Source organism: Kitasatospora sp. NPDC057512 (genome assembly GCF_042802135.1).
Taxonomy (GTDB): Bacteria; Actinomycetota; Actinomycetes; order Streptomycetales; family Streptomycetaceae; genus Kitasatospora.
Genome location: NZ_JBHVET010000063.1, coordinates 1 through 19,548 on the forward strand (window position 1 = coordinate 1; position 19,548 = coordinate 19,548).

A 19,548-nucleotide genomic window follows, 5' to 3' on the forward strand; every position below is an offset into this window, starting at 1 on the left:
GGGTGCCGGGGCCGGTTCGGGTAAGCCCCGCACGGGGTCAGGAGGCGATACCGAAGGCGATTCCGTCCAGGATGTCGTGCTCGCTCACGACCACCTCGGCGGCGCCGGTGCGCTCCATGATCTCCAGCAGTTCCAGCGCCCCGGCCGCGATCACGTCCACCCGGCCCGGGTGCATCGACGGGATGGCCGCGCGCTCGGCGTGGGTGGCGGCCAGCAGCTCCCGGGCGATCCCGGCGACCCGCTCCCGGCTGATCCGCGAGTGGTGGATCGCCGCCGAGTCGTAGCCGGGCAGGCCCTGGGCGATCGCGGACACCGTGGTGACCGTCCCGGCCAGGCCCACCAGGGTGGCCGCGCCGGTCAACGGGACGACCTCCTCGGCCCGGTCCAGCTCGGCCCGGACGTGCGCCCGGGCGGCCGCGACCTGCTCCTCGGAGGGCAGCTCGGCGTCGCCGAAGTACCGCTCGGTGAGCCGCACGCAGCCGATGTCCACCGAGCGCGCCGCCCGCACGTCGTCCGTGCCGAGCACGAACTCGGTGGAGCCGCCGCCGAGGTCGAACACCAGGTACGGGCCGGGGAACTGACCGCCGGTCAGCTCCTTGGTGGCGCCCACGAAGGACAGGTGCGCCTCCTCCTCGCCGCTCACCACCTCGGGCTCGACGCCCAGGATGTCGCGCACGCCCTTGACGTACTCGTCGCTGTTCTCGGCGTCCCGGGAGGCGCTGGTGGCGACGAAGCGGACCCGCTCGGGGCCGACGCCGAAGCCGGAGATGACCTCCTGGTACTCCCGGCAGGCCGCGAAGGTGCGGGCCAGCGCGTCCGGGTGCAGCCGGCCGGTCCGGTCCACGCCCTGGCCCAGCCGGTTGACGATCATCCGGCGGTCCAGGTCGGTGATCTCCCCGGTCTCCGGGTCGAGGTCGGCGACCAGCAGGCGGATCGAGTTGGTGCCGCAGTCGATCGCGGCGACGCGGGTCGTGCTCACTCGGACTCCCGCTCCGCCGCGGCGTCCTCGGCGGCCCGCTTCTTCGCGGCGCGCTCGGCGGCCTTCTGCTGCTTGGCGGCGATCACGGCCTCGTGGTCCTGCTCCTTGGCGCGGTTGCGGGCGACCCGCTCACCGGCGGCCTCGACCTCGGCCGGGGAGACGCACGGGCCCTTGGCCCACCAGTCCTCCAGCATCCCGATCGCCTCGTCGCCGAGCGGGTTGACGCCCTCGCCGGCCGCCAGCGAGTGGCCGACCAGCACGTGCAGGCACTTCACCCGGTCCGGCATGCCGCCGGCGCTCGGGAAGCCCTCCAGCACCTCGATCGCGTCGCGCCGGGCGATGTAGTCCTCGTGCGCCTTCTGGTAGGCGGCGGCCAGCTCCGGGTCCTCGGCGAGCCGGGCGCTCTGGTCCTTCATCACGCCCTCCGCCTCCAGGGTGCCGATCAGCGAGGCGGCCTTGGGGCAGGTCAGGTAGTAGAGCGTGGGGAACGGCGTGCCGTCCGGCAGCCGGGGAGCCGTCTCCACGACGTCCGGGTTGCCGCAGGGGCAGCGGTGCGCCACGCCGCGCAGGCCGCGCGGCACCCGGCCGAGCTGGGCGGCGATGGCCGCGACGTCGGCGTCGGAGACGGTGGGGTGGTTCTCAGTGGTCATGGGGGGAGGTGTCTCCAACGGGGGACGGTGGGAGGGGAAGGGGGGTGGCGGGGGCCGCCGCGGCGGTGTCGGCGGCGTCCACCGAGTCCCAGATGCTGGCGTACCAGGGCTTGGCGGCCTTCGCCTGGCCGGCGGCGCTTCCGGGCGCCGCGTTCGGCGCGGAGGCGGCACCGCCCGCGGACGAGGAGGTCCTGGCGGAGGCCGGGCCGGCCGGGTCCACCGCGATGTACGGGGTCTCCCCCGGCACCGCGTAGTGCAGCCGGGCGCGGGCCTGCGCCTTGACGTACTCCGGGTCCTGCCAGCGGGCCTTCTCCCGGCGCAGCTGCTCGACCTGCTGGCGCGCGTGGTCGGCCTTCGCCCGCTGGGCGGAGATCTCGGCGCGCTGGGAGATGAACTGCCGCGTCGGGTAGGCGAGGATCGCCACCAGCGAGCAGAGCACCAGGACGAGGACGGTCGCCCGGCTCGTGAACCGGGGCCGGGCCGCCAAGCCCGGGATCCTCCAGCCAGCCATCTCCCGTATCCCCTCCTGGTCGCGACGGTGCCCCGCCGTCCACCCTACGGGGTGAACGGCGGGGCACCGGTCAGGCGTGCGCTACCGGGAGCGCTCAGCCCTCGTGGCGGAAGCGCGGGAAGGCGCCGCGGCCGGCGTACTCGGCGGCGTCGTCGAGGATCTCCTCGATGCGCAGCAGCTGGTTGTACTTGGCGACGCGCTCGGAGCGGGCCGGGGCACCGGTCTTGATCTGGCCGCAGTTGGTGGCGACGGCCAGGTCGGCGATGGTGACGTCCTCGGTCTCGCCGGAGCGGTGCGACATCATGCAGCGGTAGCCGTTGCGCTGGGCCAGCTCGACGGCGTCCAGGGTCTCGGTCAGCGAACCGATCTGGTTCACCTTCACCAGCAGCGCGTTGGCGGTGCCGGTCTCGATGCCGCGGGCCAGGCGGGCCGGGTTGGTGACGAACAGGTCGTCGCCGACCAGCTGGACCTTGTCGCCCAGCTTGTCGGTCATGGCCTTCCAGCCGGCCCAGTCCGACTCGTCCAGCGGGTCCTCGATGGAGACCAGCGGGTAGGCGGCGACCAGCTCGGCGTAGTACTCGATGAGCTCGGCGGCGGTGAGGTCCTTGCCCTCGAACCGGTAGGCGCCGTCCTCGTAGAACTCGGAGGAGGCGACGTCCAGCGCCAGCGCGACGTCACGGCCGGGCACGTAGCCGGCCTTCTCGATGGCCTCGACGATGAGGTCCAGGGCCTCGCGGTTGGAGTCCAGGTTCGGGGCGAAGCCGCCCTCGTCGCCCAGACCGGTGGACAGGCCGCGCTCCTTCAGCACGCCCTTGAGCGTGTGGTAGACCTCGACGCCCCAGCGGACGGCCTCGGAGAAGGACTCCGCGCCGATCGGGGCGATCATGAACTCCTGGATGTCGACGTTGGAGTCCGCGTGCGACCCGCCGTTGAGGATGTTCATCATCGGGACCGGCAGGACGTGCGCGTTCGGGCCGCCCAGGTAGCGGAACAGCGGCAGGTCGCTGGCCTCGGAGGCGGCGTGCGCGACGGCCAGCGAGACGCCCAGGATGGCGTTGGCGCCGAGCGAGGACTTGTCCGGGGTGGCGTCCAGGTCCAGCATGGCCTGGTCGATCAGGCGCTGCTCGGTGGCGTCGTAGCCGACCAGCTCCGGGCCGATCTGCTCGATGACGGCCAGGACGGCCTTCTCGACGCCCTTGCCGAAGTAGCGGTTCTTGTCGCCGTCGCGCAGCTCCAGCGCCTCGAAGGCGCCGGTGGAGGCACCCGACGGGACAGCGGCACGACCCGTGCTGCCGTCGTCGAGGCCGACCTCGACCTCGACCGTGGGGTTGCCGCGGGAGTCGAGGATCTCACGGGCTACGACGACATCGATGGACGGCACGAGGCATCTCCTTGCGAGAGCAGGGTCCGGTCTGACGGTGGTGCTGTCAGCTGGACGATTGCGGAGTCGTTACGACCAGAGCCTAACCGCCCGGGCTGCCGTGGCCACGTCGGCCTCGGTCCCGTCTCAGCGTGTGGCCCTGCTACCCACCGGTAGTTCACCTGCTTGTCCCAGCTTGTCCCACCGGAGCGGGCGAATGCGGACGAAGGGGACCGGTAGGACCGGCCCCCTTCGGACGACGGGGTGGAGCGGCGTCGGCGCCGAGCGCTCCGGCGCGGCGGCGGGCGCCCCCGGTCCTACGGGGCTACCGGCCGCGGGCGCGCCCGGCGTCGGGCGGGGCGGCTCAGCCGAGGTGCAGCACCTGGCCGGGCATGATCAGGTTCGGGTCGCCGCCGACGGTGGAGTGGTTCTGCTCGTACAGCGCGCTCCAGCCGCCGGACACGCCCTGGGCGGCGGCGATGGTCGACAGGGTGTCACCGGCGCGGACGGTGTAGTCGTGGCCGGCGGCCTGCGGGGCCTGCTGCGCGGCGCGCGGGGCGTACTGCGGCTGGGCGGCGGCCTGGCCGGCGTACTGCTGGTAGACGCTCTGGTGGCTGGTCCAGTACCAGCCGCCGTTGTTCTGGTACCAGTACACCTTGGCGTCGGCGTCCCAGCCGGCCTTGCCGGAGAAGCCCGGGGTCTGCGGCTGCGCCTGCTGCTGCGGGGCGACCTGCTGGACCGGCTGCGCGGCGGGCTTCTGGGCCGGCTTCTGGGCGGCGGGCTTCTGCGCGGCCGGCTTCTCGGCCGGCTTGGCGGCGGGCTTCGGGGCCTGCTGCTTGGGGGCGGACTGCGGCTTGGCGTCCGAGGAGGTGTCGACCGAGGCCGGGGCGCCGCCCTTGGTCAGACCGGCCTTCTGGGAGCAGACCGGCCAGGCGCCCGGACCCTGCGAGGCCAGCACCTTCTCGGCGACCGAGATCTGCTGGGCCTTGCTGGCCTGGTTGGCCTGCGCCGCGTAGGCGGTGCCGCCGTACGCCTTCCAGGTGCTGGACGTGAACTGGAGGCCGCCGTAGAAGCCGTTGCCGGTGTTGATGCTCCAGTTGCCGCCGCTCTCGCACTGGGCGACGGAGTCCCAGGTCGAGGCCGGGGCGGCCGAGGCGCCGGTGGCCGTGAGGAGCGGCATCGCGAGTCCGACGCCGGCCACACCGGCGACGGCGATGGCCTTCTCGGCCTGGGTGCGACGACGGTGACGGCCAGTTCCAACGAACAGCATGAAGAGGTCCCTCTCCGTACGCCTGCGAGGTGAGCTGTCGGGTTCGGACCGGGAGGTGGCCCGGCCGCCGTACGCGGAAACGATTCCGCTCGGGCGGCTTCACCCCAAGCCGTGGGGAGACGGCAACAAACCTGGTTCCCCCGCCCCTGCCCAGGGTTCTGGTCGGTTTCCCGTGACGCGGCGGGCAGGATTCGGCGTTCCGCGTACGAGGTCCGCAGCTGCGAACTCCAGGGAGAGTAGACAGATCATCAGACCAATCACAAGCTCATATCACCGATATCACACAACAATTACGGCCCGTGTCCGATCGCCTACCAACAGCGGCGTTATGTCCGGATTGATGGGTGTTCACACCCCCGTCGGCGGGCGATCGGCGACGTCCCGTCAGCGTGATCTCAGCAGGTCGGGGGCGCGGAAGAGGCGTCCGGAGCGGCGGCCGGAGCGGTGTGCGGAGGAGTGCGCGGAGGAGCGTGCGGGGAACGGCTCTCCGGGCTGAATTCCACCGGGAGTTCGCGCAGGCCACGCATGATCAGACCACCCCGCCAGCGCAGATTCTCCGGGCTTTCCGCGAGCCGCAGATCGGGCAGCCGGGAAAGCAGCGTGGCCAGCGCGGCACGCCCTTCGAGCCGCGCCAGCGGAGCGCCGATGCAGTAGTGGATGCCGTGCCCGAACCCCAGGTGGGGGTTGTCCTTCCGGGCCAGGTCCAGGGTGTTCTCCGCCGCGAACCGGGCCGGGTCGCGGTCCGCCGCGGCCAGCACCACCAGCACCGGGTCGCCGACCGGGATGTCCACCCCGCCGATGGTCAGCGGACGGGTCGCGAACCGCCAGGTCGCCAGCTCCACCGGCCCGTCGTAGCGCAGGAGTTCCTCGATCCCGGTCTCCAGCAGCGCGCTCTCCCCGCGCACCACCGACTCCTGCAGCGACCGGCGCTGCTCCGGGTTGCGCAGCAGCGTGTAGGTGCCGTTGCCGATCAGGTTCACGGTGGTCTCGAAACCCGCGAACAGGAGGATGAAGGCCATCGCCGCGGCCTCGTTCTCGGTCAGGTGCTCACCGTGGTCGCCGGCCCGGATCAGGCCCGAGATCAGGTCGTCCCCGAGGTCCGCCCGCTTGCGGTGGATCAGCTCCAGCAGGTACGCCCGCATCCGCTTCACCGCCCGCCCCACGCCGCCGCGTTGGCCCCCGCCGTGGCCCGGCTTCGTGTGTCGCAGCATCATTCCGGCCCAGTCGCGGAAGTCGTCCTGGTCCTCGGCCGGCACCCCGAGCATGTCGCAGATCGCGTAGATGGGGAGCGGGAACGCGAACTCGTGGATCAGGTCCGCCGAACCGCGCTGCGCGAAGCCGTCGATCAGCCGGTCCGTGAGCTGTTGCACCCGCGGCTCGAACTCGGCCACCCGGCGCGGGGTGAACGCCTTCGACACCAGCCTGCGCAACCGGGTGTGGTCCGGCGGGTCGATGTTCAGCAGGTGGGTCATCAGGTCCGCCTGCCGCTCCCCCGGGATGCCCACCCGGCCGGTGCGGTGCGCCTGCCCGCTGTGGTGTGCCGGGTTCTTCGACAGCCGGCTGTCCGCGAGCGCCTGCCGGGCGTCCGCGTACCTGGTCACCAGCCAGGCCTCCACCCCGCTCGGCAGGGTGGTGCGGTGCACCGGGGAGTGCTCGCGCAACCAGGCGTAGGCGGGGTACGGGTCGGCGGCGAACTCCCAGGTGAACAGCTGTGGGGCGGGGGCGTCGGACGACGGGGCGGCGGGCCGGGCGGGGTCGGGCTGAGCTGGCATGGACCGACCGTATCCGGTGCGACGGGCGCGCCCTCCCTCCGGCGGGCCGCCGCTCCCCCTGCCGCTTCTCCGTGGCTCCCCCGTGGCTCCTCCACGGCTCCTCCGCCGCCGGACGCGTCGGGCGCGCCAACACTCCGTGGCCGGTCCGTGGCCGGTCCGTGGACAGCTCTTGGCCGACTCTTGGCCGCGGGGCGGGCGTGAGCCTGGTCACCTGAGGGGTAATCCCTGTTGCGGAGGGTCAGGACGTGCCTACGATCCTCCGCAGTACGCGTGGGCGCCGGTGCGGTGTCGCCCACAGGGAGGAGCAGACCATGCGGGTCAGCGGGTCAGTCGTCGTCATCGCGGTCCTCGACGGCGGGTCGGGCGCGGGCCTCGCCCGTCGGTTCGCCGCGGCCGGCACCGCCGGAATGCTGATCGCCGACCAGCACGCCGGCATCGCCGAGGACCTCGCCGCCGAACTCGACCGGCCGGGCTGCCCCGTCGTCGGCGTCTGCGGCGACATCCGCCGCCCCAGCGACGTCGCCGCCCTCGTCGACACCGCCGAGAAGCACCTCGGGCCGATCGACCTGTTCGCCGTGGCCGGCCCCGCCGGCGAGCGGATCATCTCGCTGGCGGACCTGCCCGACCACCTCGACCTGGAGCGGCTCGCCGAACTCGTCCTCCTCGTCGGCGAGGCCATCGGCGAACTCGTCCCGCCGCAGCGGCGCCCCGAGCGCACCGCCACGGCGGCCTGACCGCCTACTCCCCGACCGGACCGAGGCCCTCGGCCGCGCGCACCGCGTCCCGGTAACCGCGCGCGGCCGACCGCAGCGCGGCGTCCACGTCCACCCCGGCGTCGTGCGCCCGCTGCACCACCGCGAGCAGCAGCCGGCCCGCCGAATCGGCCGTCAGCTCGGCCGGCAACCCGTACGACTCGTCCGGCACCCCCGTGAAGCCCGCCCGGCGCACCCGCGACACCAGCTTCGCCGCGTACGCCAGCGAGGGCAGCCCGGCCGGCACGCCGTCCAGCACCGACTCGCGGTCCGCCTTCTCGGCCGCCTTCAGCTGCTCCCAGTTCGCCTCCGCCTCGGTGGCGCCCTCGACCTCGACGTTCCCGAACACGTGCGGGTGCCGGTACATCAGCTTCTCGACGATGTCCCCGGCCACGTCGTCGACGGTGAACGGCTCGGTCGGGTGGTCCTCGGCGATCCGGGAGTGGAAGAACACCTGGAACAGGACGTCGCCCAGCTCCTCGCGCAGCGTCTCCCGGTCCCCCGCCTCGATCGCCTCGACCAGCTCGTACGCCTCCTCGACCAGGTACTTCACCAGGCTCTCGTGCGTCTGCTCGGCGTCCCAGGGGCAACCGCCCGGGGAACGCAGCCGGTCCATCACCGTCACCAGGTCCAGCAGCCGCGACCCCGGCAGGTCGTACGAGCCGGGCAGCACCTCGATCTCCGGCACCTCGCCGGCGTGCTCCACCGCCAGCCGCGCCAGCGCGTCGGTCAGCCCCGGGTCCCCGTCCGGGCTGCCCAGCCACACCGTCGGCCCGGCCCCCGCGGGCTGCCCCGTCAGCAGCCGCGCCAACGCGGGCGCCGACCCGGCCGGCACCGCCTCCACGACCACCCCGGCCTGCCGCACCGCCGCCACCTGCGGATGCCCCTCGTCCCCCACCAGCACCCGCCCCGCCGACCGCAACGCCTCCCACGCCGGCCACGCCAGCAGGCCGGGAGCCACCCGGTGGGTGGTGGTCAGCAGGATCAACTTCGCGCCCGGAGTCTTCGTCGGCACAGCATTCGTCGTCACACCCCGAACCTACCTCCGCACCCGATCCCGGGCCGGGCCGGAGTCCCAGGCAGCCCGGGAAGCCGCTGCCCCCTGACCTCCCACTCCCCAGCCCCGCCGTCCCCCACCACACCCGCAAGAACGCAGGAAGTCGACCCGGCCGACTTCTCACGCCCACCCGCACTGGTTGGCGCCCGCTCAGGGGAGCGCCACGCCCGCGCGGTGGCCCGGCAGCCGGTGGGCCCGGGCCGCTCTCGGCCACGGGAGACGGCATCCAGGAGGGGCCGGAACTGGTTGATGTCGTGATGGTTGCTACCGGTCGGCATGACAGCCGACGGCAAGCCCCGGCCACCGGTGCCCACATAGCGCCTCAGGCCGGGCCCGGCGCGGCCGACCAGACCCAGCTGTCTTGCGGGCCACTGCGACGGACCTGACAGTGCGAACCGCCGGTCGGCATGACGGCCGCCCCGGCCACCGGTCGTCACATGCCGCGCCGAGCCCGGCCCCCGCACCGCCTACCGAGCCCGGGCCCCTTTGCAGGCCGCCACGGCGGGCCTGGTGGTGTGAGCCCCGCGACCGGTCCACGTCGCCGGCACGGTGCCGCCCGGTCGGCAGCAGCTGAGGCGACCGCTCCCCCGTCCCGGTGCGTGCCAGTCCCGAACCCGCATTCCTGCGGCGGGCGGCCCCGGTCGTCCAGCGGCGGGCGGCCGGATCTGTGAAGCCGCCGCTGCCGGTGCGGCAGCGGCGGCTCGGTCCTGCCCCTCAGGCCGTCCGGCATCGACCACGGCGATCTCCCTCCCCCTTGCCTGCCCGATGCCCCGCCCCCTCAGCGGCGGGGTGGAGGCCAGGGGAGGCGGTCGGGGTGAGGGCGGAACGGTCTCCTCCCCACGGCCTGCCCGACGAGCCACCCCCAGGGACGGGATGGGAGCCAGGGGGGCGGCGGCGAGAGTGAGGATGAAGCAGTCCCCTCCCCACAGCCCACCCGACGAGCCACCCCTTCAGGGGCGGGGTGGCGGCCAGGGGGTGGCGGCCAGGGGGTGGCGGTCGGGGTAAGGGCGGAACGGTCTGTTCCCCGTGTCTGCCCGATGCCCCGCTCCCTCAGCGGCGGGACGGGGGCCAGGGAGCAGTGGTGAGAGTGAGGGCGGAACGGTCTCCTCCCCACGGCCTGCCCGACGAGCCACCCCTTCAAGGGCGGGGTGGCGGCCAGGGGGTGGCAGTCGGGGTAAGGGCGGAACGGTGTGCTCCCCTTGTCTGCCCGATGCCCCGCTCCCTCAGCGGCGGTTTGGGAGCCAGGGACGGAGGCGGTCGGGGTGAGGGTGGAACGGTCTCCTCCCCACGGCACACCCGACGAGTCGCCCCTCAGCGGCGGGGTGGGGGCCAGGGGGTGGCGGTCGGGGTGAGGGTGGAGAGGGATTGGCGGAGGCGGCGGACGGTGGGGTGGTGGGGGCCGTCGCGGCGTTCGCGTTCGAGGAGGAGGGGGAGGAGCCACTGCCAGGCGTTCTGGGGGTCTCCGGTGGCGGCGAGGTGGAGGCCGATGCGTTCGCGGAGGTCGTAGCCGCGCTCGGGGTCGGTGTCGAGGCCGGATTCGAGGCGGGCGGTGTGGGCGGTGAGGAGGGCCTGGTACTCGGCGAGGGCTTCGGGGCCGTGGCCGAGCCGGTCGAGGCAGATCGCGGCGCGGTAGCGGTGGTCGAGGCCCTGGGGGCCGTGCGGGCCGCCGTCGGCGGTGGCGGCGAGGCGGCGGTACTCGGGGAGGGCCTGCTGGGGGTGGCCCTGGTGCAGGAGGGTGCGGGCGTAGATGCTGCGGATGGTGCGCACCAGGGGCGTGGCGTCGCCGAGTTCGGCCTCGGCCCGGGGCAGCAGGCGGGCGGCGAGGCCGAGCACCTCGGTGTGGCGGCCGGCGTCGACCAGGTCGGAGAGCCGGGCGCACTCGGCGCCGAGGTCCGGGCCCGCGGGGGCGGGGGGTGGGGTCGGACGGGTCGACGGGGCGGGCGGCATGAGGAAGGGCCGCGGCTCGGAGCGGACCACCGACGGCGGGCCGGCCGGGGCAACCGGGGCTGCCGCCTCGGCTGGCGGCTGCGGCTGGTGCGGGTAGCGGAAGGGCCGGGCCGGGTCCGGCAGCGGGGTGTAGCGGGGCTGCGGGGCGCCGTCGGCCGGGGGCAGCAGCGGGAGCAGCCGCGCGTACACGGTCCGGGCGTCGGCCGGGCGGTCGGCGGGCTGCTTGGCGAGCAGGTCGAGCACCAGCTGTTCCAGCGGCTGCGGCACCTCGGGGCGCAACTCCCGTAGCGGGACGGGCGGTTCGTCGACGTGCCGGCGCAGGACGCCGAGCGCGGTGGGGGCCCGGAACGGCTCCTCGCCGGCCAGCATCTCGTGCAGCAGGCAGCCGAGCGCGTAGAGGTCGCTGCGCGGGTCGGTGGTGGCGGCGAGGGCCTGTTCGGGGGCCATGTAGGAGGGGCTTCCGACGGGCACGCCGGTGAGGGTGAGCCGGGTGGTCTCGGTGTCGAGGGCGGTGGCGATGCCGAGGTCGAGCAGGACGGTGCGGCCGTCCTCGCGGACCATGACGTTGCTCGGTTTGAGGTCGCGGTGGACCACCGGGATGGCGTGGACGGCGGCCAGCGCGGTGCACAGCTGCGCGGCGACGGCCGCCGCGCGCTCGATCGGGAAGGGCACGTCCTCGGCGATGAGGTCGGCCAGGCTGACCCCGGGGATGCGCTGCATGACGAGGTAGAGCTCGCCCTCGTCCTCGCCGGCGTCGAAGACGGTGACCAGTCCGGGGTGGTCGAGCGCGGCCGTGACCCGGCACTCGCGCAGGAAGCGGCGGCGCAACTCGTCGCCGTGGCGGGCCCGTTCGCCGCCGGAGCCGGTCCCGCCGGGGAGCAGGTGCTCGGGGCGGAGCAGCTTGACCGCGACCGGGCGGTGCAGCCGTTCGTCCTGGCCGGCCCAGACCTGGCCCATGCCGCCGTGGCCGATCTTCTCGGTGAGCCGGTAGCGGCCCGCGATCAGCCGAGTGGCGGTCACGGCCGGTCCTCGCGGGCCTGGCGGCGCAGCAACTCGCCCAGCTCGCGCAGGTCGTGGGCGGTCTCGGGGGCCGGACTCACCGGACCCGGGGCGGCAGGAGCGGGCACGCCGTACCCCGGCACGGTCGCCGCGTACGGCGAGACGTCGGGCACCGCGTACGGCGGAACGGCCTGCGGTACTCCCGGCGGTACGGCCTGCGGTGCCGGCCGCCCGGCCAGCCAGACCGCGCGGCTGTCCATCACCAGGAAGTGCGCCGTCGGCAGGAGCCAGAGCACGGCCAGGGTGATCGAGCCGGTGGTGTCCGCCGTCGGATTCTTCAGGCTGCCCGCGATCCCGGCGGAGACGATCATGGTGAGCAGCAGCGCGCAGAACACCGCCGCGCCGAGGATGTCGTACGCCCGTCGGCGCCGGACCGCCAGCAGCAGCGAGGGGACGGCCCCGAGCAGGCCGAAGGAGAGCAGCGGGGCCAGCGCGCAGAGCACCCGCGCGACCACCCCGAACCGCCCGGGTACCGGAGCCTGTCCGGCCACCGACACCGGCCGGGACAGCCCGCCCGGCAGCGTGCCCGGCGCGTACCCCTGCCCCGGCCCCGGCCCGTACGGCGTTCCGCCGGGCGGCGGTCCGAACTGCCCGGGGTACTGCCCTGACATGCGCGCTCCTGAGCTGGTGAGGACCGGCACCGACGGACGGTGCGAACGGCTGCGCCCACCGTACCGCCAGGCCCGGTCGCCCCGGAGGGCTTCCGTCCGCCCGCTGCCGCATCGGTATCACGCCGGTACTGAGCCGGTACCGCGCCGGTACTGAGCCGTGGTCACCTCCGGAACGAGCCCCGTCCCGCCCTCGGACACCGCCGCCCCACAGGACGGGCCCCGGGGCAGGGCCGGCCGTTCCCGTCGGAGCCGCACCCTGCCCCGGGGTCCGCGCATCGCCGGGCGGGAAGGCGCGGCCCTCGTCGGCGGGAACCGCCGGACGCGCCCTACTCCGGCGGCGCCAGCGCGCCGGTCGCCAGGGCGTCGGTGGCGGCCTGGGCGAGGCCGCGGCCAAGAGCGGCGGCCTGGGCCAGGGCGGTGTCGAAGGCGGCGAGGCGGGCGAAGGCGGTGCCGAGGCGGTGCTGGGCGGGGAGCGGGAGGCGGGGCAGTTCGACGCGGCGGATGTCGAGGCGGGCGGTGGTGGTGGCGTGGCTGGCGGCGCGTCGGGTGCCGGCGGTGGAGCGGAACTGACCGGCCAGGAACTCGGGGTCGAGGGCGGCGGGATCGGGCCGCAGGAGGTGGAGCTGGCGGCCGAGGGCGGCGCCGACCAGCGGGCCCTCGGCGGGGACGACCCGGGCGGTGCCGCCGCCGAGGGCGGGGACCAGGACGTCGCCGGGGCGGGTGCGGACGTCCCCGGCCGGGCCGGGGCCGAAGGCGAGGACGGCGCTGGGCGCGGCGCCGGTGGCGAGGTCCTGGTCGGTGACGACGGGGGTGCCGCCCGAACCGGCCGGCCGGGTGGCGGCACCGGTGCCGGAGGAGTACACCTCCAGCGCGCCGCCGCGGACCAGCTCGCCGATGGTGACCACCCCAACGGGCGTGGCACCGGACACGCCGTCGGTCGCGGCGCCCGGCCGCGGCAGCAGCGTGACCGGGTCGGGCAGGTCGGCCAGCAGTTCGGCCAGCCGGCCGCCGAGGTGGGAGAGTTCGGCCGCGCCGCCGAGCGGGGCGGCGGGCGGGACGTGCCGGGCCGGGGAGAGGTCGGTCTCGTCGTCGAGCAGGTCGATGGCGGCCATCACCCGGTGAACGCCGGGGCGGTCGGCGGGGAGCGGCAGCCCCTCGCGCGCGGCGAGGTCGAAGCCGCGCCAGGCGTCCAGGACGGTGCGGCGCAGCCCGGTCCAGTCGACCTTGTCGCGGCCCCCCTCGGCGACCGGTGCCCCGGCGGCGCCGCCCGGTCCGGAGAGCGCCGGGCCGGAGGCCGCCGCCCCGGCGTCCAGCATCAGCACCTGGCGGAAGCCGCTCCCCGGCAGGGGTGCGCGCAGCACCCACAGGTGCAGCGGGACGCCGTACGGCGGGGCGGCGCCGGCCGGCAGCGCGATGACGGCCCGCAGCGCGCCGGAGCGGAGCAGTTCGGCCCGGACGCGGCGGCCGGCCCGGCGGGCGGCGACGGTCGGCGGGAGCAGCAGCGCGGCGAGGCCGCCGGGGCGGGTGTGGGCGAGGCAGTGCAGCACCCAGGCGAGTTCGGACTCGCCGCGCGGCGGGACGAGCCCGCCGGGCCAGCGGCTGTCGAACTGCAGCTCGTCGTGGCCCCAGTCGCGCTCGTTGTACGGGGGCTGGCAGAGCACCGCCTCGAAGGTGTCGCCGGGGAAGCCGTCGGCGCGCAGGGCGTCGCCGGCCCGCAGGTCGAGCGGCAGCGGGCCGGGCTCGTCGGCGGGGGTGTGCAGGGCGATCCGGAGCCGGGCGAGGGCGGCGGCGACCGGGTCGGCGTCCTGGCCGTAGCGGCCGGTGGTCGGCGGGTGGGCGAGCAGGACGGAGCCGAGGCCGACGGCCGGGTCGAGCACGGTGGCGGGGACGCCGGCGACGGCGGCGAGCAGCTCGGCGGCCTCCGGCGGGGTGGGGCTGAGCTGGCGGGTGTTGGCCTCCGCGTGCCGGGTGAGCAACTGCTCGTACGCGCCGACCGGGCCGGCCTGGGCGGCGAGTTCGGCGAGCAGCCGGGCCAGGTCCAGCTGGGTGCTGCCGAGCAGGCCCGGGAGGTCGAGGGTGCGGGCGCCGTCCGGGCCGAAGGCGTGGACGGCGGTGCCGGCGACGGCCCGGGGCAGGGCGAGGGCGAGCCGGGTGTCGGGCCGGTCGGCGAGTTCGGCCCACTGTCCGGGCTCGCGGTGCAGCAGCAGGAGCAGGGCGCCCGCCTCGACCAGCGGGGCGGCGGGGTGGCCGGCCGGGTCGCGGAGGGTGTCGACGAGCTGCCAGACCCGCTCCAGCAGCGGGAGTTCGGCGATCTTGCCCTGGGCGCGCAGCCAGGACTCGACCTCGGCGAGCGCGAAGGCCGGGCTGGCGTCGGTGCCGCCGACCGGGCGCGGGAAGTCGGGGTGGCGGCGGCGCCAGTTGCTGACCGCGGCCCGGCCGACGCCGGCCAGCCGAGCGATCTCGGCGGCGGTCACTTCGGGACGGTCCGGCACGGGGGCTCCTTCGCTGGGGCTGTGACCGCACAGCATAGCGATGCACCCCTCGACCCCGGTTCACATGTGAACAGAGCTCTTTTGTGAAATCGCATTGACATGATTCACGGCCGAGTGGTGTGATCTCTCCGTCGCCGCCGAACGGAGGCGGCGCCAGGAGAACCCACCGATCACCGGGAGAACACCCATGTCCGCGACCACCCGCCGCCGCACCGCCTCCCTGCTGCTGGGCGCTGCCCTGATCACGCTCACCGCGACGGCGTGCAACTCCACCGGCGGCCCGTCCGTCGCCACCGAGCCGAAGCAGAGCGCCGCCGCGAGCGCGCCCGCCGGCGGCGGCAAGCCGGCCGACGCCCCCAAGGTGGCGCAGGTCGGCGACACCATCCCGCTCAAGGGCAACGACCCGGCCGACACCGCCGAGGTGACGCTGGTGAAGGTGGTCGACAACGCCGAGGCCGACAACGAGTACGTCCACCCGGCGGACGGCAAGCGCTTCGTCGCGGTCCAGTTCCGGATCAAGGCGAGCGGCAAGAAGGCCTACAGCGACGCCCCGGGCAACGGCGCCAAGGTGCTGGACGCCCAGGGCCAGGCCTTCGGCACCACGGTCGCCGACACCAAGGCCGGCCCGAGCTTCCAGGTCCCGGCCAACATCGCCCCCGGCGAGAGCGCCCTCGGCTTTGTCACCTTCGAGGTCCCGAAGGACGTCAAGCTCGACAGGGCCCAGTTCGGCCTGGACAGCGGCTTCGCCCCGCAGACCGGCCAGTGGAAGATCGGCTGACAGCCCTGTTCACAGCAGCAGCCCCACCCCACCCGGGCGAACAGACAGACAGACAGACACGGAACGGCGGCCCCGGGCAGAGCCCGAGACCGCCGTGGACCACCCGAGGGGCGGACGCTACTTCTTCGCCCCCGCCAGGTCGTCGAACATCGCCGACAGGAACTCGCTGCACCAGCCCAGCAGTTCCCGCCCGACCAGCGGCTTGCCGCCGATCCGCCCGGTGCTCGGGCGCGGCACCAGCAGCTGCTGGGCCGCCGCCTTCACCTGGCTGCGCGGGTAGAGCCGGTTCAGCCGCAGCTGCTGGGACTCCCGCAGCTCCACCGGCCCGAAGCGCACGTTGGAGCCCTGGAGGGTGATGTCCGAGATCCCGCACCGCCGGGCGTACAGCCGCAGCGCCGCGACCAGCAGCAGGTTCTCCACCGGCTCGGGCAGCTTGCCGTAGCGGTCCACCAGCTCGTCCCGGACCTGCTGGATGTCCTCCTCCGAGTTGACCGCGGCGATCGAGCGGTACGCCTGCAGCCGCAACCGCTCGCCGGGTGCGTAGTCGTGCGGCACGTGGGCGTCGACCGGCAGCTCGATCTTCACCTCCAGCGGCTCCTCCTCCGCCTCCCCGCCGCCGGCCAGCGACTCGCGGAACTCCGCCACCGCCTCGCCGACCATCCGCATGTAGAGGTCGAAGCCGACGCCCGCGATGTGCCCGGACTGCTCGCCGCCGAGCAGGTTGCCCGCGCCGCGGATCTCCAGGTCCTTCATCGCGACGTACATGCCCGCGCCCATCTCGGTGTGCTGGGCGATGGTGGCCAGCCGCTCGTGCGCGGTCTCGGTGAGCGGCTTCTCCGGCGGGTACAGCATGTACGCGTAGCCGCGCTCGCGGCCGCGGCCGACCCGGCCGCGCAGCTGGTGCAGCTGGGAGAGCCCGAAGGTGTCGCCGCGCTCCACGATCAGGGTGTTGGCGTTGGAGATGTCGATGCCGGACTCCACGATCGTGGTCGACACCAGGACGTCGAACTCCTTCTCCCAGAAGTCGACGACGACCTTCTCCAGCTGGGTCTCCCCCATCTGCCCGTGCGCGGTGGCGATCCGCGCCTCGGGCACCAGGTCCTTCAGCCGGGCGGCCGCCTTGTCGATCGACTCCACCCGGTTGTGGATGTAGAACACCTGGCCCTCGCGCAGGAGTTCACGCCGGATCGCGGCCGAGATCTGCTTCTCGTCGTACGGCCCGACGAAGGTCAGCACCGGGTGCCGCTCCTCCGGCGGGGTGGTGATGGTGGACATCTCGCGGATGCCGGTGACCGCCATCTCCAGGGTTCGCGGAATCGGGGTCGCGGACATGGTGAGCACGTCCACGTTGGCGCGCAGCTTCTTCAGCTGCTCCTTGTGCTCGACGCCGAAGCGCTGCTCCTCGTCGACGATGACCAGGCCGAGGTCCTTGAACCTGGTCTCGGAGGAGAACAGCCGGTGGGTGCCGATGACGACGTCCACCGAGCCCTCGAACAGCCCCTCCAGGACGGCCTTGGCCTCGCTGTCGGTCTGGAAGCGGGACAGCGCCTTCACCGTCACCGGGAAGTTGGCGTAGCGCTCGGCGAAGGTCGAGAAGTGCTGCTGCACCAGCAGCGTGGTCGGCACCAGCACCGCCACCTGCTTGCCGTCCTGCACGGCCTTGAACGCGGCCCGCACCGCGATCTCGGTCTTGCCGTAGCCGACGTCGCCGCAGATCAGCCGGTCCATCGGGACGGACTTCTCCATGTCCGACTTGACCTCGGCGATGGTGGTCAGCTGGTCGGGCGTCTCCGCGTACGGGAAGGCGTCCTCCAGCTCGCGCTGCCACGGGGTGTCCGGGCCGAAGGTGTGGCCGGGGGCGGCCATCCGGGCCGAGTACAGCTTGATCAGGTCGGCGGCGATCTCCTTGACCGCCTTCTTGGCCCGCTGCTTGGTCTTCGCCCAGTCCGCGCCGCCGAGCCGGTGCAGCGTCGGGGCCTCGCCACCGACGTACTTGGTGACCTGGTCGAGCTGGTCGGTCGGCACGAACAGCCGGTCGCCGGGGTGGCCGCGCTTGGCCGGGGCGTACTCCAGCACCAGGTACTCGCGGGTGGCGCCCTGGACGGTGCGCTGCACCATCTCGACGTACTTGCCGACGCCGTGCGCCTCGTGGACGACGTAGTCGCCGGCCACCAGCGCCAGCGGGTCGATCGCGTTGCGGCGGCGCGAGGGCATCCGGCGCATGTCCTTGGTGGAGGACTTCTGGCCGGACAGGTCGGTCTCGGTGATGACCGTGAGCTTCAGGGCCTCGTCGACGAAGCCGTGCTCGATCGAGCCGCAGGAGACGTGGACGACGTCCCGGGTGGGCGCCTCGGCGAGGTCGGCGACCAGGCGGGCCGGGATGCCCTCGTTGCCCAGCACCTCGGCGAGCCGGGAGGCCGGGCCGTGGCCCTCGGTCACCATGACGACCCGCCAGTCGGCGGCCAGCCGCTCCTTGGCGTCGGCGATCGCCCGGGCGGTGTCGCCCCGGTAGGCCTCGACGGCGTGCATGCCGAGGGTCAGCGTGTTGGCGTCGAACTCCAGGATGCCGTCGACGGTCGACTCGCTGGTCGCGAACGGGCTGACCGACCACCAGGGCAGCCCGATCTCGGCGGCGTGCTCGCGCACCTCGGCGAGCGAGCGCAGCGAGGCGGCGGAGACGTCGATGGCCTCCAGGTCGATCGGCCGGTCCCCGCCCGCCGCGGCCGCGACCCAGGACGCGTGCAGGAACTCCTGGCTGGTCGCGACCAGGTCGGCGGCCCGGGTGCGGACCCGCTCCGGGTCGCAGACCACCGTGACGGAGCCGAGCGGCAGCACGTCCAGCAGCAGCTCCATGTCGTCCACCAGCACCGGCGCCAGCGACTCCATGCCCTCGACCGCGATCCCCTCGGCGATCTTGTCCAGGATCTCGGCCAGCCCGGGGTGCTCGGCGGCCAGCTCGGCGGCCCGGGCCCGCACCTCGTCGGTGAGCAGCAGCTCCCGGCAGGGCGGCGCCCACAGGCCGTGCTCGGCGATCTCCAGCGAGCGCTGGTCGGCGACCTTGAAGTACCGGACCTCCTCGACCTCGTCGCCCCAGAACTCCACCCGCAGCGGGTGCTCCTCGGTCGGCGGGAAGACGTCCAGGATGCCGCCGCGGACGGCGAACTCGCCGCGCTTCTCGACCAGTTCGACGCGCGCGTAGGCGGCGGCGGAGAGCCGGCGGGCCACCTCCTCCAGGTCGTACGACTCACCGCGCCGGACGGCCACCGGCTCCAGCTCGGCCAGCCCCTTGACCTGCGGCTGGAGCACCGAGCGGACCGGGGCGACGATCACCTGGACCGGCCCGGCCGCCGCGTCTCCCCCAGCCTCCGGCTGGGAGGTGCCCCCATCAAGCCGCGGGTGCACGATCCGGCGCAGCACGGCCAGCCGGCGCCCGACGGTGTCCGAGCGGGGCGACAGCCGCTCGTGCGGCAGGGTCTCCCAGGCCGGGAACTCGGCGACGGCGTCGGCGGGCAGCAGCGAGCGCAGCGAGGCCGCGAGGTCCTCGGCCTCCCGGCCGGTCGCGGTGACGGCGAGCACCGGACGGCCCCGGTCCCCGGCGGCCTGCCCGGCGAGCGCGCGGGCCAGCGCGGCGATGGCGAACGGCCGGGCGGCGGGCGGCCCGACCAGGTCCAGGTGGCGGCGTCCGCCGGCCGCGGCTCCGGTGGCGGTGGCCGCCTCGATGGCCTCGGCGAGCGCCGCGTCCCGCGCGACGACATCGAGCAGTCCGGTCAGACTCATCTGGGGTCTCTTCTTCGTCCCGTGGCTGGTGCTGCCCCGGGGCGGCGAAGGCCCGCCGGGGCAACGCGAACGGCCCGGCACGCCGAGCGGCCGGGGGTCTCCAGCCTACGCCGCGGCACGGACACGCACGCGGTCCACGGCTCCGGCGGGGCCGGACCCGAGCCGGACCGGGGGCCGCGCCGGGACCGTACCGGGGGCCTGGGCATCGGGCCCCCGCTCGCCCACCCCCACGTTTTGTCAGGAACACATCCGGGAACGAACGACTGGACGGACCACCGGTCCGGCCGGTGGACGAACCAACCGGAAGCCGCACCGAACCGGGCACGGCCATCCGCCACGAACTGGACATACTCCTGTCACTGGCCGTCCATGGAGATCGCGCACCATGGTGAACGTGCCCGCCGCACCCAACCGTGGGGGATGGCTGTGGGGGCACTGTCGCACCCCCGATGGGGGTCGGAGGTGCGAGGCCGGGCGGCCCTGGGTGGGGGCGCCCGCCCAAGCGCCGGGAACCGTGGCGCCCTTTCCTGGAG

The 19,548-nt window shown here is 74.4% G+C and carries 13 protein-coding genes and 1 riboswitch; of the genes, 2 read left to right on the top strand and 11 right to left on the bottom strand.

Annotation, left to right across the window (positions count from 1 at the left end; all coding sequences use genetic code 11):
- Positions 1-37: 37 nt before the first annotated feature.
- The 6 genes from ACFU6K_RS07200 to ACFU6K_RS07225 all read right to left on the bottom strand — a co-directional run bounded on the left by ACFU6K_RS07200 (position 38) and on the right by ACFU6K_RS07225 (position 6,542).
- Positions 38-979 carry an exopolyphosphatase gene (locus ACFU6K_RS07200; RefSeq protein WP_380661387.1) on the bottom strand — a complete coding sequence of 314 codons (942 nt, stop codon included), beginning with the start codon at positions 977-979 and terminating at the stop codon, positions 38-40.
- Entirely contained in the window at positions 976-1,647 is a 672-nt protein-coding gene (locus ACFU6K_RS07205; RefSeq protein ID WP_079271855.1) for a DUF501 domain-containing protein, read from the bottom strand. Before ACFU6K_RS07205 ends, ACFU6K_RS07200 begins: the two co-directional genes overlap by 4 nt.
- Positions 1,619-2,116, bottom strand: coding sequence for a septum formation initiator family protein (locus ACFU6K_RS07210; RefSeq protein ID WP_380661388.1), 498 nt, complete (start codon positions 2,114-2,116; stop codon positions 1,619-1,621). Before ACFU6K_RS07210 ends, ACFU6K_RS07205 begins: the two co-directional genes overlap by 29 nt.
- Before the next feature lie 118 nt (positions 2,117-2,234).
- Positions 2,235-3,521: a phosphopyruvate hydratase gene (eno, locus tag ACFU6K_RS07215; protein ID WP_049651968.1), complete on the bottom strand. Its 1,287-nt coding sequence runs from the start codon at positions 3,519-3,521 to the stop codon at positions 2,235-2,237.
- Between the two features lie 343 nt (positions 3,522-3,864).
- Complete coding sequence (locus tag ACFU6K_RS07220; RefSeq protein ID WP_380661389.1) at positions 3,865-4,770, bottom strand: transglycosylase family protein; 906 nt, start codon at positions 4,768-4,770, stop codon at positions 3,865-3,867.
- A gap of 5 nt (positions 4,771-4,775) precedes the next feature.
- Positions 4,776-4,944, bottom strand: a riboswitch (cyclic di-AMP (ydaO/yuaA leader).
- Positions 4,945-5,165: 221 nt separating this feature from the next.
- Entirely contained in the window at positions 5,166-6,542 is a 1,377-nt protein-coding gene (locus ACFU6K_RS07225; RefSeq protein WP_380661390.1) for a cytochrome P450, read from the bottom strand.
- Positions 6,543-6,853: 311 nt separating this feature from the next.
- Between ACFU6K_RS07225 and ACFU6K_RS07230 the strand changes: the two genes are divergently transcribed.
- Positions 6,854-7,276, top strand: a complete 423-nt coding sequence (locus ACFU6K_RS07230; RefSeq protein ID WP_380661391.1) for an SDR family NAD(P)-dependent oxidoreductase — start codon at positions 6,854-6,856, stop codon at positions 7,274-7,276.
- Positions 7,277-7,280: 4 nt separating this feature from the next.
- Here the strand turns inward: ACFU6K_RS07230 and ACFU6K_RS07235 are convergent, their stop codons facing one another.
- From ACFU6K_RS07235 to ACFU6K_RS07250, 4 genes are all read right to left on the bottom strand, one after another.
- On the bottom strand, positions 7,281-8,324 hold the full coding sequence (locus ACFU6K_RS07235) for a MazG family protein (protein ID WP_380661392.1): 1,044 nt from the start codon (positions 8,322-8,324) through the stop codon (positions 7,281-7,283).
- Between the two features lie 1,338 nt (positions 8,325-9,662).
- Positions 9,663-11,318, bottom strand: a complete 1,656-nt coding sequence (locus ACFU6K_RS07240; RefSeq protein ID WP_380661393.1) for a protein kinase — start codon at positions 11,316-11,318, stop codon at positions 9,663-9,665.
- On the bottom strand, positions 11,315-11,968 hold the full coding sequence (locus ACFU6K_RS07245; RefSeq protein ID WP_380661395.1) for a hypothetical protein: 654 nt from the start codon (positions 11,966-11,968) through the stop codon (positions 11,315-11,317). The genes ACFU6K_RS07240 and ACFU6K_RS07245 overlap by 4 nt, the downstream gene beginning before the upstream one ends.
- Before the next feature lie 326 nt (positions 11,969-12,294).
- Positions 12,295-14,460: an N-6 DNA methylase gene (locus ACFU6K_RS07250; protein ID WP_380661396.1), complete on the bottom strand. Its 2,166-nt coding sequence runs from the start codon at positions 14,458-14,460 to the stop codon at positions 12,295-12,297.
- 187 nt (positions 14,461-14,647) lie between these two features.
- On the opposite strand from ACFU6K_RS07250, the gene ACFU6K_RS07255 reads away from it, so the two are divergent.
- Positions 14,648-15,238 carry a DUF4352 domain-containing protein gene (locus tag ACFU6K_RS07255; RefSeq protein ID WP_380661397.1) on the top strand — a complete coding sequence of 197 codons (591 nt, stop codon included), beginning with the start codon at positions 14,648-14,650 and terminating at the stop codon, positions 15,236-15,238.
- 117 nt (positions 15,239-15,355) lie between these two features.
- On the opposite strand, the gene mfd is transcribed toward ACFU6K_RS07255, so the two are convergent.
- Entirely contained in the window at positions 15,356-19,015 is a 3,660-nt protein-coding gene (gene mfd / locus ACFU6K_RS07260; protein WP_380661398.1) for a transcription-repair coupling factor, read from the bottom strand.
- Between the last annotated feature and the right edge of the window lie 533 nt (positions 19,016-19,548).